This window comes from Aurantimonas sp. (assembly GCF_964217435.1).
Classification (GTDB): Bacteria; Pseudomonadota; Alphaproteobacteria; order Rhizobiales; family Rhizobiaceae; genus Aurantimonas; species Aurantimonas coralicida.
Map to the genome: position 1 here is coordinate 124,343 of NZ_CAXPJM010000022.1, position 15,356 is coordinate 139,698.

Sequence of the window (15,356 nt, forward strand, 5' to 3'; positions counted from 1 at the left end):
GCGGTCACTCGTCGCTCGCGAGAAGGTCGAGATGACCGTCGTCGGACAGCTTGAAGAACGGATTGTGGGCATATTCCCACAGATGCCCGTCGAGATCGCGGAAATTGCCGGAGAACCCGCCCCAGAAGACTTCTGCCGGCGGCTTCACCGGCAGGGCACCGGCCGCAAGTGCCCGCTCATAGGCTTCGGAGACCGCGTCGACGGAGGCGAAATTCACCGCCAGCGCCACCGATCCGGAGCCCACCGGCAATTCGCCCTCGCCGCCATCGGCGATCATCTCGTCGCGGTTCCACAGGCCGAGGACGATCGACGCGCCGACCATGAAGGCCGTCGATTCGACGCTCTGCGGCGCCTTCGTCCAGCCCAGCGCCTCGTAGAAGGCCACGGCCCGGGCGACATCGGCGACGCCAAGCGTGACGAGGGAAATGCGCGCCGCGCTCATTCCGCCGCCTCCTGGCCCTCGATTCCCGCCATCAGCAGGCCGAGCTCGCCTTCGTTGGCATCGGGACTGCGCTCGCCGACGATGCGGCCGGCGAACATGACGAGGATGCGATCCGACAGGGCGCGGATCTCGTCGAGCTCGACCGAAACGAGCAGGATCGCCTTGCCGGCGTCGCGCATCTCGATGATGCGCCGGTGGATGAACTCGATCGCGCCGACATCGACGCCGCGGGTCGGCTGGCCGATCAACAGCACGTCCGGATCGCGCTCCATCTCGCGGGCCAGCACGATCTTCTGCTGGTTGCCGCCAGAAAAGTTCGAGGTCTTCAGCCGGCAGTCCGGCGGACGGATGTCATAGGCCTTGATCTTGGCCTCGGCGTCGCGGCGCATGGCGTCGCGGTCGAGCAGCGGCCCCTTGGCGAAGCGCGGATCGCCCTGGTAGCCGAGAATGGCGTTCTCGTTTTCCTCGAAGGGCAGGACAAGGCCCATATGGTGACGGTCCTCCGGCACATGGGCGCAGCCCATGCGGCGAATCTCGGCCGGATCGACCTCCTGCGACGGGTCGATGTCGCGCCCCAGCATGGCGATGCGGCCGCTTTCGGCCCGGCGGATACCGGCCAGCGCCTCCAGGAGCTCCGACTGACCGTTGCCCGCGACACCGGCGATGCCGACGATCTCGCCGGCCTTCACGTCGAAGGAGACGTCCTCGACCATGACGACGCCGCGCCGGTCGCGCACCGTCAGGCCCGTGACGCTCAACTTCACGTCGCGCGGCGCGGCCGGCGCCTTGTCGACGGTCAGGAGCACGCGGCGCCCGACCATCAGCTCGGCGAGTTCGGCGACATCGGTGTCGGCGGTGCGGCGCGTCGCCACCATCTCGCCCTGCCGCATCACCGAGACATTGTCGGTGATCGCCATGATCTCGCGCAGCTTGTGGGTGATCAGGATGATCGTCTTGCCCTCGTCGCGCAGCTGCCGCAGCACCGCGAAGAGATGGTCCGCCTCGGCCGGGGTCAGGACGCCGGTGGGCTCGTCGAGGATCAGGATGTCGGCGCCGCGATACAGCGCCTTGAGGATCTCGACCCGCTGCTGGCGGCCGACGGGAAGCTCCTCGACGATGGCGTCGGGATCGACGTCGAGCGAATGGTCGCGCTCCAGCCGCTTCAGCTCGGCCCGCACCCTGGCGATGCCGGAAAACAGCAGCGGCGACTGCTCGGCGCCGAGCATGACGTTCTCGACCACGGTGAAGTTCTCGACCAGCATGAAATGCTGGTGGACCATGCCGATGCCGGCCGCGATGGCGGCGTTCGGATCGGAGATGTCCACCGGTTTGCCGCCGACTTTGATGGTGCCGGAATCGGCCTGGTAGAAGCCGTAGATGATCGACATCAGCGTCGACTTGCCGGCGCCGTTCTCGCCGATGATGCCGTGGATCGTGCCACGTTCCACCGCCAGATTGATGCGCTTGTTGGCCCGCACCACGCCGAAGCTCTTGTCGATGTCGATCAGTTCGATCGCCGGATCGGGCATGCAGATTCTCTGGCCTGTCGTCGTTCGCCGGAGCTTAGAGAGCGGGGGCCGTGAATGCCAGTCCATAAGCGGCCCGCACCGCATCGCCGGATCGGGCGTTGCGTTGGCGGCACGCATACGGGATGAGTCGGCAAACGCGGACGACGGACGAGAGCGGCGATGCCGGACGACAGACAACAGGACCGACCGGGGCCGGGACGGCGCGAGGCCTACCGGGCCTTCGTGCCGTTGACGACCCGCTGGTCGGACAACGACATCTACGGCCACATGAACAATGTCGTGCACTACGCCCTGTTCGACAGCGCGGTGAATGGCTGGCTGATCGCCAACGGTCTCCTGGACATCCATCGCGGCGACCGGATCGGGCTCGTGGTGGAGACCGGCTGCCGCTACTTTGCCGAACTCGCCTTCCCCGACCCGGTCACGGCCGGCATAAGGGTGGGCCGGCTGGGCACCTCATCGGTGCGCTACGAGGTCGGGCTGTTTCGCGGCGAGGCCGACACCGCGGCGGCGGAAGGGTTCTTCGTCCATGTCTATGTCGACCGCCACACCCGCCGCCCGGCCCCGCTGGGCGACCGGCTGCGCAACAGGCTTCTGGAGCTGACCATATGAGCGAGACCGACGACGGCAACGAGAAGCGGATCGAGGATCTGGAGATCATGGCGGCCCACCAGGCCCAGATGATCGAGGACCTGTCAGAGGAACTGCAGCGGGCTTCCGCGGCGATCGAACGGATGCAGCGCAGCCTGCGCTCACTGGGCGACCGCTTCGAGGCGCTGGAGGACGTGGCGATGCCGCGCCCGGAAAACACCAAGCCGCCGCACTATTGAGTGGCGGCCCGGCCAGACGTCACGGCAGCCGGGCGATCCGCTCGGTCAGAAGCGCGAAATAGGCATCGGCATCGCCCGAACGCACCCAATGGGCGTTCTGCGGCCGGTCGGTGACGCCCCAATAGTCGCAGACGGTCATGCCGCGGGTCAGAAGGCTGCCGGTCTCGACCTCGACATTGACCGGCCGCGCCGTGAAGATGTCGGGGCGTAAGACGAAGGCGGTCACGCAGGGATCGTGCAGCGGCGCGCCCTCCCAGCCGTATTTCTCCACGTCGAAGCGCTCGGAAAAGTTCAGCATCGCCGCGACCGCAGCGCCCGAGCGATTGCCCAGATCGCCGAAGCCGGCAATCCGGGCACGCGTCGAGCGCATGAAATGGGTCACGTCGAGAGGCAGGACGGTGATCGCGGCGCCGCTGGCGAAGACGATCGCGGCGGCCTCGGGATCGACATAGATGTTGAACTCGGCCGCCGGCGTGATGTTGCCGCCCTCGAAGCAGCCGCCGCCCATCAGAACGATGTCCTTCAGCCGCGCCGCGATATCCGGCGCCTTGGTGAAGGCGACGCCGAGATTGGTCAGCGGCCCGAGCGCCATCAGGCGGATCGTCCCGGCCGGATGGGCGCGGATCGTCTCGATCAGGAAATCGACGCCATGGCCCTCGCGCGCCATGAGCGTCGGCTCCGGCAGGTCCGGCCCGTCGAGGCCGGTCTGGCCATGCACATGCTCGGCGGTGACCAGCGGGCGCAGCATCGGCCGCTCGCAGCCGGCATGGACCGGGATCTCCGGCCGGCCGGCCAGTTCCAGCAGCTTCAGCGCGTTCTTCGTGGTCAGCGACAGCGGAATGTTGCCGGCCACGGTGACGATGCCGAGAATGTCGAGCTCCTCCGGCGAGGCGAGCGCCGTCAGGATCGCGACGGCGTCGTCCTGGCCGGGATCGGTGTCGAAGATCACTTTCTGGGTCATCGTGCCTGTCCTTCGCCGTTGTCCGCGGCCCGCCGATAGCACCGCACGCCGGACGGCGAAAGCGTGCAGGTACCGAGCCCCGTGACGAAAAAGGCGCCCCGCGAACGGGACGCCTTTCGATCACGCCGCGACGAGGCGCGGGATCAGTAGGGGCAGCTGGAATCGGTGCTGTAGTCGTGCACCTCGATCTTGCCGGCGATGATGTCCTGCCGCGCCTGGTCGACGGCGGCCTTCATCTCCTCGGTAATCAGATCGGCATTGTGCTCGTCGAGGGCATAGGCGACGCCGTCATTCTCAAGGCCGAGGGTCACGATACCGGGCTTCCACTCGCCCTTCGCGGCGTCGTCGAAGGTCGTGTAGACCGCCGTGTCGACGCGCTTGACCATCGAGGTCAGGACATGGCCGGGAAACAGCATGTTCTGGTTGGAATCGACGCCGATGCCGTATTTGCCCGCATCGGCCGCCGCCTGCAGCACACCGATGCCGGTGCCGCCAGCCGCGTGGAAGACGACGTCCGCGCCCTGGTCCATCTGCGACTTGGTCAGTTCGCCGCCGCGCACCGGATCGTTCCAGGCCGCGCCGGTCGTGCCGGTCATGTTCTCCAGGACCTTGGCGTCCGCCTTCACCGACTTGACGCCGCCGGCATAGCCGCAGGCGAATTTCGAGATCAGCGGAATATCCATGCCGCCGACGAAGCCGACCGTGCCGGTCTCCGACTTCATCGCCGCCAGGATGCCGACGAGGTAGGAGCCTTCCTCTTCCTTGAAGAGGATCGACTGGACGTTCGGCGCGTCGACGACGGCGTCGATGATGGCGAACTGGGTGTCGGGATATTCCTTGGCCACCGCTTCGAGCGCCGCGGCCTGGCTGAAGCCGACCGAGATGATCGGGTTCGCGCCGTCGCGGGCGAAGCGGCGCAGCGCCTGCTCGCGCTGGGCGTCGTTGGTGATCTCGAATTCGCGATATTCGGTGCCGCTGTCGGCCTTGTACTTCTCGGCGCCGTTATAGGCGGCCTCGTTGAAGGATTTGTCGAATTTGCCGCCGAGGTCGTAGAGCAGAGCCGGGGCGAAATCGGCGGCCGAGGCCGAGGAAGCCGAAAGGAGCGTGGCGGCCAGAAGTCCGGCCAGGAACTGTTTCATGTGATCCGATCCCTGTTGCAATGGGCTGGTGGCGACAGGCCCTGGGACCCGTCTGGCTCGCGGCGCCGGCACAGCCCCGCGTCTGTCCCGAAGACTGGCATGGCCGCCGCCGGAAATCACGCGGAATCAGATCGCTTGGTGTACGCGCCGCCGCCCCGGACGGATCGCCTTCAAAGCGGCAGACGACTTCCCCGGCTGAAACATCCGCAGCGTCATCCTCGGGCTCGACCCGAGGACCCATACCAAAACGCCGGAACCGCCGCTCCGGCGACGGACCGGCCACAGCAATGCGCCAACGGCCGGCGCGCGACCGCACCCCGCCCTTCCCTGCCGTCGGCGCCTATTGCGCCGCTTCCGCCCCGAGGCCGACCGGGCAGGACACTCCGGTCCCGCCGACGCCGCAATAGCCACTCGGATTCTTCGCCAGATATTGCTGGTGATAGCCCTCGGCATAGTAGAATTCGCCGGCCGGGCGAATCTCGGTGGTGATCGTCCCCTTGTGACCGGCCCCCGTCAGCGCCTCCTGATAGGCGGCCTTCGACGCCTCGGCGGCAGCCCGCTGATCCTCCGAGGTCAGGTAGATCCCCGAGCGGTACTGGGTGCCCATGTCGTTGCCCTGGCGCATCCCCTGGGTCGGGTCGTGGCCTTCCCAGAAGGTCTTGAGCAGCGTCTCGTAGCTGATCCTGGCCGGATCGAAGACCACCAGCACCACCTCGTTGTGACCGGTCTGGCCGGTGCAGACTTCCTGGTAGGTCGGGTTCGGCGTCGTGCCGGCGGCATAGCCGGCGGCCGTCACCACCACGCCCGGCAACTGCCAGAACTTGCGCTCGACGCCCCAGAAGCAGCCCATCCCGAAGATCGCCGTCTCCAGCCCGTCGGCGAACGGGCCCTTCAGCGCCTCGCCATTGACGAAATGGGTCTCGGCCGTCTCGATCGGCGCATCGCGGCCCGGCAGCGCATCCTCGGCGCCCGGCAGCTTCATCTTCTTGGAAAACATGTCGAGAATATACATGGTCTGCTCCTAACTGTCGTTTCTGGCGGTCCGGTCAGCGCGGCGAAGGCCGGCGCCGGGACCATGGCTTGCGGCCGAGGACGAGGAAGACGAGGCCGGCAACGCCCGCCGTGATGGCCACGGACCAGCGGCCGATCTCGTGGGTCGCGGTGGCCAGCGTCGCGCTGTCCGCCGCCGGCGGCAGGCTGCTGCCGATCAGGGCCAGCGCCTCGGCGACGGTCAGAAGCCGCGCCGTCTCGGCCGCCAGGCTGCGGGCGATGTCGCCGACGGCGAACACCACGCAGACGCAGAGGAACAGCGTTCCGATCAGGCGCAGCAGCAATCGCATCGTCTCTCCCTCGCGTCTTTCGGGGGCCCGCTTCGCGCTTCCGGCGGCCCGGCCCCGTCATCTCGCCCCATCATGCCGACGGCCTGCGGCGAAGCAGCCGTGGCGGCGAGACTAGCACATTCGAAATGCCCACCGAGGATAGGTGGGGGCACTGCCGCGCCGGCACAATCGCGACCGCCAGAGGACCGCATCACGGTTTGGCGAAATCGGCTCTTGAACCGCGAAGCGTTCTGGCTATAGTCCGCGCCGTTCGAGAGGGCCGCGAACGCACTGATTTGGTGCGCTCCGGCCCGGTCGCCTTTCAGGCGTCACAGACGGCCAGACCGCCCGTTTGTAGCCTCGAACATCTGGTGAGGTGGCCGAGTGGTTGAAGGCGCACGCCTGGAACGCGTGTATACGGGAAACCGTATCGAGGGTTCGAATCCCTCTCTCACCGCCATTATCCGTCCGCCCGAGGCGTTGGCGACAAACCTCTGACAAACTTCGATATTCAGGAAACAGCGGCTTCGCAAAGCGTTCCGCACGATCATCGTGCATCCTGTTCGCGCCTAACGCGCCGGAACCTGGTGGCCGAACGCCTGCGCGGAGCCTCCATCGAATCCGTCGGATCGCGGCGGGTTCCGGACCTTTTCGAACCGGAGCGGAAGGCTGCGGCGGGAGGCTTCCTGGATGATGCCGAGCTCGATGGCGGTTTCGTCGAGCGGGTCCGGCAGGGCGTATCCGGCGAGGATGCTGGCCTTGATCTCGCCGAAGACGAGCGATCCTGCATCGTGTGCGCGTTCCACCGCTTCGCCGATGGCCTCCCTCAACGACATCTGCATCGCCCGCTCCGATTCGATCTCCTCGATCATCCCAGTCTGGCCGGTCCCGGCGAGCCGCTCGCTTAACTGGTATAAGCAGACCTTATTGTTTCGACCCGGTCGCGCGGTTTGAAAGCCTCTCAACGGCAGCGTGCTTCACGCCTTGCCGGCAGCGGCGGTCATTCGTCGGCTTCCCTTGCTTCGGCGACTGCAAGTTCCAGCCCTTCGATGAGAATGAAGACCAGGCTGGACAGCAGCCCCGCGACGAACCAGCTGGTTGCGCCCGACAGCCAGTGGCCGATCAGAGTGGTGACGCCGAGCGCCAGACCCACGGAGACAAAGTTCATCATGCGGCCAAACAGCCGGGTGCTGGTGGATTCATCGTCGGGCTGGTGGCGCAGGAACAGGAGAGCCAGCCATTCGGCGACCATGAAGGCCAGAACGGTCCCGGCAGCGCCGGCGAAGATCCGCACCGCCGAAGCGGGGGCGACGAGGTTCAGCAGCGCAAACGAGCCCGTGATGGTCGTCGAGAAGGCGAACGCCGATGAATTGTCCATCACGCTCAACCGGAGGTTCTTCAGGATCAGGCTCGATCGGCGCATCGCCTCCCCCAGCGGCTTGCAGTCGGCGATCTGCGAAACCGGTGCACCACCCGAGCCACGGCGCCGCGGTCTCCGCCATGGCCGCGGGAACAGGGACGCCCGCCGTTTTCCCGGAAGGTCCCGCGCCGCGTCGGGATCGACGCCGTTCGCCTATGCCTTGCCGAGCGGTATCGAAATCTCACATTCCATCTTGTGGCGATCAAGCCGGATCGTCGTATGGGCGTCGATCTGGTAGCCGAGGGTGCGCTTCAGAAGCTCGAAGCCGAAGCCGTCGCGGATCGTCTCCGGCAGCGGCTCGCGCAGCCCCGTCTCGGCCCATTCAAAGTCGAGCCACCGCGTTCCCTCCCGATCGTCGAGCCGCCATGTGACGCGCACCGACCCGTCGGGCGTCATCAGCGGCCCGTACTTGATGGCGTTCTGGGTGAGTTCGTGGACGGCGAGGGCCAGCGGTTCGGCGATGCGCGCCGGCAAACGGATCGGCGGTCCGTCGATGTGGACATTCTCGCCTTCGCGCAGGGCACCGGCCAGGATTTCCTCGGCGACGATCTCGACCAGCGCGACGTCGCCGGCCGGACTGCGGGCGACATAGGTCTGGATGCGGCCCAGCGCGTCAAGCCGACCCTCCAGATGGCCTGCAAAATCGGTAACGCTGGCGCTCGTTTCGCCGGTGCGCCGTACGATCGACCGGATGTTCGCCAGATTGTTGCGCACGCGGTGCTGCAGTTCCGCCAGAAGCCGGCGCTGCTCGTTCCTCAGATCCTGCAGATCGTCGACATCGGTTGCGGTGACCAGCCAGGCCGGCGCGTCGGCGCTGTCCGGATCGGCATCCGGAAGCGCAGACCCCATGATCTTGAACCACCGGTAGCTGCCGGTTCGCGCCTCGAGGATGCGGATATGGGCGGCGCGGCCCGGCTCGTCCGCAGGCACGCTCGCTGCGAGCCCGGTCTCGCGGTCCTCGGGATGAACTGCCTCGAGCCAGCCGCGCCGGCGGTCTTCCACCGGATCGAGACCGGTGTAGCTGACCCATTGCGGGCTCGCCCAGGACCATCGTCCATCCGCGGCAAAGGCCCACAGGAGCGCCGGAACCGCCTCAACGATCGTCGACTGCCAGGCCTCCCTTGCCTGTCGGGAGCGCGATTGCGAACGATCCGGCACGGCCATCAAGCTGCCCTTTCGCGTGCGGATCCGGCCCCGCTTGCGGCCGTCATGGGGACGAGGAGAGAGCCCGCCCGGGCGACACCCGTCATTCGATCCCTGACGGATCGCGATTCGGGCCATGACCTATCCGGGTCTTCAAATCTGTCTCCCGGCTCCACGAAACTCTCTCCGAAAAATGGCGGCTGGGCGTCAATTGCGTAGAACGCCCTTCGGGCGCTTGCATCAATGCGGCAGCGTTGCCCGATCACTGCGTTTTCCAGACACCAACCGCCTCCGCTCTGGTTCGGTTCAGACGATTGTCGGCATTTTCTGCGCACGGCTAGGTATTTGCCGCCAGATGGCTGCCTTCCTGATCGAGGTGCAGATAGTTCGGATTGAACATGGCGGCCTGCTGCAGACCCGGCAGATCGAGAATGCGCAGGCGGGAATCGTGCAGATGGATGAGGTTGGACCTGCGCAGATCCTGCAGCACGCGGTTGACGCTGACGGGTGTCAGGCCCGTCGCCTCGCCGAGCTCGCTCTGGGTCAGCGGAAACCGGCAGGCGCCATCGGTGACGAGCCCGACGCAATCGAGGCGCGTGTAGAGTTCGCAGATCAGATGGGCGATGCGCTCGCGCGCGTCGCGCTGCCCGACATTCATCGTCCATTCCCGCTGGACCGCCACTGTGACCAGCGTGTCCCACCACAGCGCCTGCATCACGCGGGGGCACCGGGCGATGGCGCGTTCGAAGGCATCGCGCGAGATCTCCAGCACCGTGACCGGGGTCAGCGCCGCGATCGAATGATCCATGTATTTGAGGATGAAGATGTTCAGGTCGCAGATGTCGCCGGGAACGAAGATCGACATGATCTGCCGCTTGCCGTTCTCCAAATCCTTGTAGCGGCAGGCCCATCCGTCGAGGAACAGATTGATGACCTCCGGCTTGTCACCCTCGTTGATGATCGTTTCGCGGGCCCGGTAGATGCGCTGCCGATGCTGTGCGAGCGCCTCGAGAGCGGCCCGGTCGTCCGATGCGAGCCGCGTGAAATGCTCGAGCTTGCGGATCAGCTTGTGGGGCATTTCACTCCATTCCGGGCGATCGCCTGTCGAAGAGGAGCCTTCTCCGGCGTCATGCCCGCATGGGACCGCAGCGATCGACATCGCCCAGCCCGAAAATCTATCACTCCGCTGGATGGTGGCCTCACCTTTTTCTGTAAAGCACTGTTTCCATAGGCATGACCCAAGCGGACCGATCCGCCTGCGGGAGCCGGCCGTTGCGCGCCGAAAGGCTACCGCCCCTGGCCGAACAGGTCGCGCATCAGCCTGGCGGCGTCGGTCGGCTTCTCGTAGAGCGGGACCTTGCTGTAGGATTGCGGAATGGCCCAGCGTTCATAGCCGCTCGAGAAGACATAGGGGACGTTGCGCGCGCCAAGGGCGTCGGCAAGCAGGAAGATCATCTCGCCGCGCAAATTGATGTCGAGGATCGCCGCGCTGACCACCGTCTCGGTTTCCAGGCAACGCATGGCGCCGTTCACATCGGCAAAGGGCCCCAGCACCTCGGCGCCGGACGATCGCAGGCTGCGGCTCATGTCTTCCGCAAGAAAGTACTCGTCCTCGACGAGAAGCACGCGTTTGCCGGAAAGGTCGAGCCGGCGATCACTCTGCCTGTTCGCCACCATGTTCATGGTTCGCTCCTCTCGTTACCGCCTTGCGATATCCGCCTGACCGGTAGGTCGATCGTGCATTCGACGCCATCGTCGGTCAGGCGATAGGTCGTACGCGCATCAAGCTGGAAAGGCAGAGCCTTCTCGATGAGTTCCCGGCCGAAGCCGCCGGCCGACATCGGGCTCTTGCGTTCCAGGCTCATCTCTACGCCGGTTTCGATCCATTCGAGATGCAGGAATTCCACGCCGTTCGCGTCCGTCTGCCGGCGCCACGATACGGCCAGCCGGCCGTTCCCCACCAGCGCACCGTATTTGGTCGCATTCGTGGTCAGTTCATGGATCGCCAGTGCGAAGGTCTGGAGCGTCGAGGAGCGCAGCTCGACATCCGCCGGCCCGTCCAGCACCACCCGATCGCCCAGCGTATCCGGGTCGCCGCCCTGGGCGGCCAGCTCGGCGTGGACGAGTTCCAGGAAGGTCACGCGCTGGCCGCTCTCCAGTCGCGACAACATGCCGTTGACCCGCGACAGGGCGTCGAGACGCGTGTGATATTTCGCCAGGAAGGACTGAGTGGATTCTGCCCCTTCGGCGGTCTTTTCGGCCAGCGAGCGGACCACGCCGAGAAGGTTGCGGGTGCGGTGCTGCAATTCGGCGACGAGAACCCGCTGGCGCTCCTGGAAATCCTTGCTCTCGGTGATGTCGCTGGCGATGCCGAACCACTCGGACAGCGCGCCGGACTGGTCGAAGATCGGGACGGCCCGCGCCAGCGCCCAGGCGCCGGTGCCATCGGCGCGCCGGGTCCGGTATTCGATCTCGAAGGGGGCCTGGCGGGCGACGGCCGCGGTCACCGTCTCCTCGACCTGCTGACGGTCTTCGGGCTGGATGAAGCGCGCGAACCAGTTGTCACCGCCGCTGTCGTCATCGCCAAGGCCCGCCTCGCCGGACAGTTCGCGCATGCGCGACCAGTCCGAGTTCATCCGGTACATCACCTGCGCACTGGCCTGGACGAGCGCCCGCAGCCGGCGTTCCGACTCGGCCAGCCGGCGCTCCATCTCGAGGCGCTCGGTGATGTCGACGAAGGTCATCACCGTGCCGTCGATCCGGTCCTCGATGGTGCGATAGGGGCGCACCCGCATCATGTACCAGCATCCGTTGCGGCTGCAGACCTCGCTTTCCAGCGGCGCCAGATCGCGCAGCACCTTCTTCACCTCCCGCTCGATGCCGTCATGCTCGAGCTGGTGGGTGAAGTCGGTGATCTGCCGGCCGACATCGCTCTCGGCGATGTTGAACAATGCCGCGACCGGCGGCGTGAACATCTTGATGCGCAACTGGGCGTCGAGGAAGAGTGTGCCGATCTCGGTCGCCGTGGTCAGGTTCTGCAGGTCGCTGTGCGCCGAGGAAATGCTCTGCAGCTTGACCTTCAGCTCGGCATTGACCGTCTGCAGTTCCTCGTTGATCGACTGCAGCTCCTCCTTGGAGGTTTCCAGTTCCTCGGAGGTGGACCGGTACTCCTCGTTGATGGATTGCAGTTCCTCGTTCGCCGCCCGCAGGTCCTGGATCGAGGCCTCGTGCTCGTGGCGGCTGGCGACCAGCGCCTCCTGCGCGGCCTTCAGCTCGGCATGGAGGCGGCGCATCTCGCCGGGCTCGGCAAGGGCTTCGGGATCCGGGCCCTCGTCGATCTCGGCGGCCCCCCCGTCATTGAACAGGACCAGCGTCTGCACCGGCGCGGCCGACCCGTGGGTCACGGGGATCACCGACAGGGTGATCCTGCGGATCGCCCCTTCCATGTCCACCGCCACCGGATGGGTCACCGTCGGCAGCTTCTGATCGAACGCCTTGCCGAGCGCCATCTTCAGGTCGAGGCGCAGTTCCGGGCGCACGACCGCCGAGAGCCGGCTGGTGAACGGACCGGACGAGTGCAGGATGAACCGGCCTGCCGTCGGCGACATGTGCAGGATGTTGTAGCCGGCATCGACCAGCACGCTGGGCGGCGCGAAGCGTTCAAGGGCCGAAGCGTGGGTATCGGTCGGCGTCGGCGCCCGTCCGTCGCGCGCGGCCTGCGGCTCGGCGGCCTGCGCATAGCCCGTGGCGCGATGGTCGGCCACCAGTTGCGGCAGTTCCGGCTGCATGCCGGGTGCCTTGGGCAGGCTGCGATAGATCCGCGCGTCCCGCTCGACGGTGGCGAACAGGTCCGGGCTGGAATCCGCGGTCTCGGCCGAGCCGAGGAACAGATAGCGGTTGCCCCGCAGTCCGTAGTGGAAGATCGAGCAGATCTGCTTCTGCAGCGAGCGCTCCAGATAGATCAGCAGGTTGCGGCAGGCGACGAGATCCAGCCGCAGGAAGGGCGGATCGCGCAGCACGCTGTGCGACGCGAACAGGACGCAGTCGCGGACCTCCTGGTTGACGCGGTAATGGGTGCCGTCGTCGTGGAAGTAGCGGGCGAGGCGCTCGTCGCTGACATCGGCACGGATCGAATGGGGGTAGCGGCCCTGCCGGCCCGTCGCCAAAGCGCCCTCGTCGAGATCGCTGGCGAAGATCTGGATCGGCACCTGCACCTTGCGCCGCTCCGCTTCCTCCAGCATCAGGATGGCCAGGCTGTAGGCCTCCTCGCCGGTGGCGCAGCCGGCGACCCAGGCGCGGATGCCCTCTTCCTCCAGATTGTCGAAGATCGGCGCGATGGCGCAGCGCGCGAGCGACGCGAAGGCGTCATTGTCCCGGAAGAACATGGTCACCGAGATCAGGAGGTCGCCGAACAGGTCCTGCGCCTCTTCCGGCGTGCTCTTCAGGTAGTCGGCATATTCGGCAATGCTGGTGATGCGGTTGACCTGCATGCGGCGCAGCACGCGGCGCATGACCGTCGCGCGCTTGTAGCTGGAGAAATCGTGTCCGGTCCGGGCCCGCAGGAAGGTGGTGATGCGCCGCAAATCGTTGGCCGCGCCGCCCTCGTCGAGCGAGCGAACCGCCTCCTTGCTGCGCGCGACCTCGCCGATCCGCTCCACCAGGCGGGCGATGGGGCCGACGAAATCCGCCGCGCCGGTGGCGATGGCGCTGTGCGGCATCGACGGGAAGCCCGCCTCGGCCGGCTCCTGCACGAAGACGACGCCGCCCGCCTCCTTGATCGAGCGAATGCCGATCGCACCGTCCGAGCCCGCCCCGGTCATGACCACCGCCAGACCATCGCCGCGCCCGGCCGCGATGGAGCGGAAGAACATGTCGATCGGCGCGCGATGCCCTCTGGGTTCGGTAAAGGGACGGGCGGCGATCGAATCCCCTTCGATGACCAGTTCGCGATCGGGCGAGATCACATAGACGCAGTCGGGCTTCAGGGCGGGCCCGTCATGGACCTCGTGGACCGGCATCGAGGTGCAGGCCGCCAGGATCTCGCTCAGGGCACTCGGATGGTCGGGTGCGAGATGGACGATGACCACATAGGCCAGTCCGAGATCGTCGGGAATCTGCCGGAAGAAGCTGCGCAGCGCCGAGACGCCACCTGCGGACGCCCCGATGGCGCAGACCGGCGTGAAGCGTTGCATATTGGCGCCTGAACCAGCGCTCCCGTCGGACATGAAGCCTCATCGAATCTGCGTCATTCCCCCTTGGATATACGCCACGGTTGCACATTTGACAGCGCGCGCCCGCCGGGACCGGCGTCGATCATGTGGCTGGCTTACGTTAGCGCGCGGATCGGGTCGCGAACGCAGCGCCTCGCCCGCATGGCGCTGCGGCATGACGGCCTGTTCCTGACCTTGGGTGAGTAGGCGCCTCTCGAAGTCGTGAGGAACCCGTCGCGCCGCGACCCGTTCGGCCAAAAAGCCCGCGGCAGACGAGCGTACCGCATGCCGTCCGGCCGATGCCCTGCAGGCAACAGGCGGGAGAGGCGACGAGCCAACACCGGCGGGACAAGGTGCCGCCCGTTTGCTGGTGAGGTTCGAACGGCGGCCGCATCGTCCCGTTCGTGCCCCGCAGGCCGATCAAGGAGAAGCCAGACCGATGTCCTATGTGCGATTTGGACTGATGATCCTCACCTCGACCGTGGTGATGTTCATCCTGATGTATCTCAACACCTACGCCCTGGAGCACGTGTTCTTTTCGGAGACGCGCACCTACATGGCGATCCTGATGGGCGCCACCATGGCCGTCGTCATGCTGGCCTACATGCTGGGAATGTATGCCAACAAGGCGCTGAACATCGCGATCTTCGCGGGCGCCATCGTCGTCTTCGCGCTCTCCCTGTGGCTCGTGCGCAGCCAGGTCACTGTCTCCGGGCCGAGCTACATGCAGGCGATGATCCCGCACCATTCCATCGCCATCATGACCTCCGAGCGGGCCCAGATCAGCGATCCGCGGGTGCGGAAGATGGCGGACGAGATCATCGAGGCGCAGCGGCGCGAGATCGCCGAGATGCGCTACCTCATCGCCGAGGTGTCGGACGGCAACACGGTGGATTCCATCTATCAGGACCCGCCGGCCGAGGTCGGCACGGTGGAGGACGCCCTCGGCCAGGCCCTGGTCTCGACGCTCGACCCCTCCCCGATGCCGAAGGCCGAGGCAGACGAGATCCTTGCAGCCGGATCGCGCTGCGTCTTCCACCGCAGCCGCGAGACCGATCCCATCTTCTGGGCCGCGCAGGACGGCGCCGACGGAGCCATGAAGCTGAACGGCGTCCTCGTGCCGCTGGAAGCGCAGGACCGGACGGAGACCGGCGTCGTCTACGGGGCGCCGGGCGTGTCCGTTGCCGTCCGTCCCCTGGGGGATGAGGCCGACTGGCGCTCCGATGCCGAACTGGTCTTCACGCTCGATCAGGGCCTGACGATCGGCTATCGCGGTTTCTACGGATGTGACACCGCCTGAACGGGCCGCATCGCCGGCGCCCCCGCTGACCGACCGGTTGCCGCCCGCTCCCTGCGCGGCGGC

At 66.6% G+C, this 15,356-nt stretch carries 15 protein-coding genes and 1 tRNA gene; 4 read left to right on the top strand and 12 right to left on the bottom strand.

Annotated elements, in window-relative coordinates; translation table 11 throughout:
- Positions 1 to 4: 4 nt before the first annotated feature.
- Both ACEQX1_RS09860 and ACEQX1_RS09865 read right to left on the bottom strand, forming a co-directional pair.
- Positions 5 to 442 carry a VOC family protein gene (locus ACEQX1_RS09860; protein WP_370194662.1) on the bottom strand — a complete coding sequence of 146 codons (438 nt, stop codon included), beginning with the start codon at positions 440 to 442 and terminating at the stop codon, positions 5 to 7.
- Positions 439 to 1,971 carry an ABC transporter ATP-binding protein gene (locus tag ACEQX1_RS09865; RefSeq protein WP_370196785.1) on the bottom strand — a complete coding sequence of 511 codons (1,533 nt, stop codon included), beginning with the start codon at positions 1,969 to 1,971 and terminating at the stop codon, positions 439 to 441. Before ACEQX1_RS09865 ends, ACEQX1_RS09860 begins: the two co-directional genes overlap by 4 nt.
- Before the next feature lie 159 nt (positions 1,972 to 2,130).
- On the opposite strand from ACEQX1_RS09865, the gene ACEQX1_RS09870 reads away from it, so the two are divergent.
- On the top strand, positions 2,131 to 2,583 hold the full coding sequence (locus ACEQX1_RS09870; RefSeq protein WP_370194659.1) for an acyl-CoA thioesterase: 453 nt from the start codon (positions 2,131 to 2,133) through the stop codon (positions 2,581 to 2,583).
- Positions 2,580 to 2,801 (top strand): SlyX family protein, encoded by a 222-nt coding sequence (locus ACEQX1_RS09875; protein ID WP_024351583.1) that lies wholly within the window; start codon positions 2,580 to 2,582, stop codon positions 2,799 to 2,801. The genes ACEQX1_RS09870 and ACEQX1_RS09875 overlap by 4 nt, the downstream gene beginning before the upstream one ends.
- A 19-nt stretch (positions 2,802 to 2,820) precedes the next feature.
- On the opposite strand, the gene ACEQX1_RS09880 is transcribed toward ACEQX1_RS09875, so the two are convergent.
- The 4 genes from ACEQX1_RS09880 to ACEQX1_RS09895 form a co-directional block, all read right to left on the bottom strand.
- Entirely contained in the window at positions 2,821 to 3,762 is a 942-nt protein-coding gene (locus ACEQX1_RS09880) for a nucleoside hydrolase (protein ID WP_370194658.1), read from the bottom strand.
- A 143-nt stretch (positions 3,763 to 3,905) separates the two neighbouring features.
- Complete coding sequence (locus ACEQX1_RS09885; RefSeq protein ID WP_370196786.1) at positions 3,906 to 4,901, bottom strand: BMP family protein; 996 nt, start codon at positions 4,899 to 4,901, stop codon at positions 3,906 to 3,908.
- 340 nt (positions 4,902 to 5,241) lie between these two features.
- A complete protein-coding gene (msrA, locus tag ACEQX1_RS09890) occupies positions 5,242 to 5,913 on the bottom strand; it encodes a peptide-methionine (S)-S-oxide reductase MsrA (RefSeq protein WP_228239964.1) in 672 nt (223 codons plus the stop codon).
- Positions 5,914 to 5,947: 34 nt separating this feature from the next.
- A complete protein-coding gene (locus ACEQX1_RS09895; protein WP_228239965.1) occupies positions 5,948 to 6,241 on the bottom strand; it encodes a hypothetical protein in 294 nt (97 codons plus the stop codon).
- A 349-nt stretch (positions 6,242 to 6,590) separates the two neighbouring features.
- Here ACEQX1_RS09895 and ACEQX1_RS09900 point away from each other — a divergent pair.
- Positions 6,591 to 6,680, top strand: a tRNA-Ser gene (locus ACEQX1_RS09900).
- Positions 6,681 to 6,789: 109 nt separating this feature from the next.
- On the opposite strand, the gene ACEQX1_RS09905 is transcribed toward ACEQX1_RS09900, so the two are convergent.
- From ACEQX1_RS09905 to ACEQX1_RS09930, 6 genes are all read right to left on the bottom strand, one after another.
- Positions 6,790 to 7,092 carry a hypothetical protein gene (locus ACEQX1_RS09905; protein ID WP_370194656.1) on the bottom strand — a complete coding sequence of 101 codons (303 nt, stop codon included), beginning with the start codon at positions 7,090 to 7,092 and terminating at the stop codon, positions 6,790 to 6,792.
- A 128-nt stretch (positions 7,093 to 7,220) separates the two neighbouring features.
- A complete protein-coding gene (locus ACEQX1_RS09910) occupies positions 7,221 to 7,607 on the bottom strand; it encodes a hypothetical protein (protein ID WP_370196787.1) in 387 nt (128 codons plus the stop codon).
- A gap of 186 nt (positions 7,608 to 7,793) precedes the next feature.
- Positions 7,794 to 8,804 carry a sensor histidine kinase gene (locus ACEQX1_RS09915; protein WP_370194655.1) on the bottom strand — a complete coding sequence of 337 codons (1,011 nt, stop codon included), beginning with the start codon at positions 8,802 to 8,804 and terminating at the stop codon, positions 7,794 to 7,796.
- Between the two features lie 316 nt (positions 8,805 to 9,120).
- Entirely contained in the window at positions 9,121 to 9,861 is a 741-nt protein-coding gene (locus ACEQX1_RS09920; protein WP_370194654.1) for a Crp/Fnr family transcriptional regulator, read from the bottom strand.
- 209 nt (positions 9,862 to 10,070) lie between these two features.
- A complete protein-coding gene (locus ACEQX1_RS09925) occupies positions 10,071 to 10,466 on the bottom strand; it encodes a response regulator (RefSeq protein WP_370194652.1) in 396 nt (131 codons plus the stop codon).
- Positions 10,463 to 13,975, bottom strand: coding sequence for a chemotaxis protein CheB (locus ACEQX1_RS09930; RefSeq protein WP_370194650.1), 3,513 nt, complete (start codon positions 13,973 to 13,975; stop codon positions 10,463 to 10,465). Before ACEQX1_RS09930 ends, ACEQX1_RS09925 begins: the two co-directional genes overlap by 4 nt.
- A gap of 457 nt (positions 13,976 to 14,432) precedes the next feature.
- Here ACEQX1_RS09930 and ACEQX1_RS09935 point away from each other — a divergent pair, with 457 nt between their 5' ends.
- Positions 14,433 to 15,293 carry a DUF6692 family protein gene (locus ACEQX1_RS09935; protein ID WP_370196788.1) on the top strand — a complete coding sequence of 287 codons (861 nt, stop codon included), beginning with the start codon at positions 14,433 to 14,435 and terminating at the stop codon, positions 15,291 to 15,293.
- Positions 15,294 to 15,356: the final 63 nt, after the last annotated feature.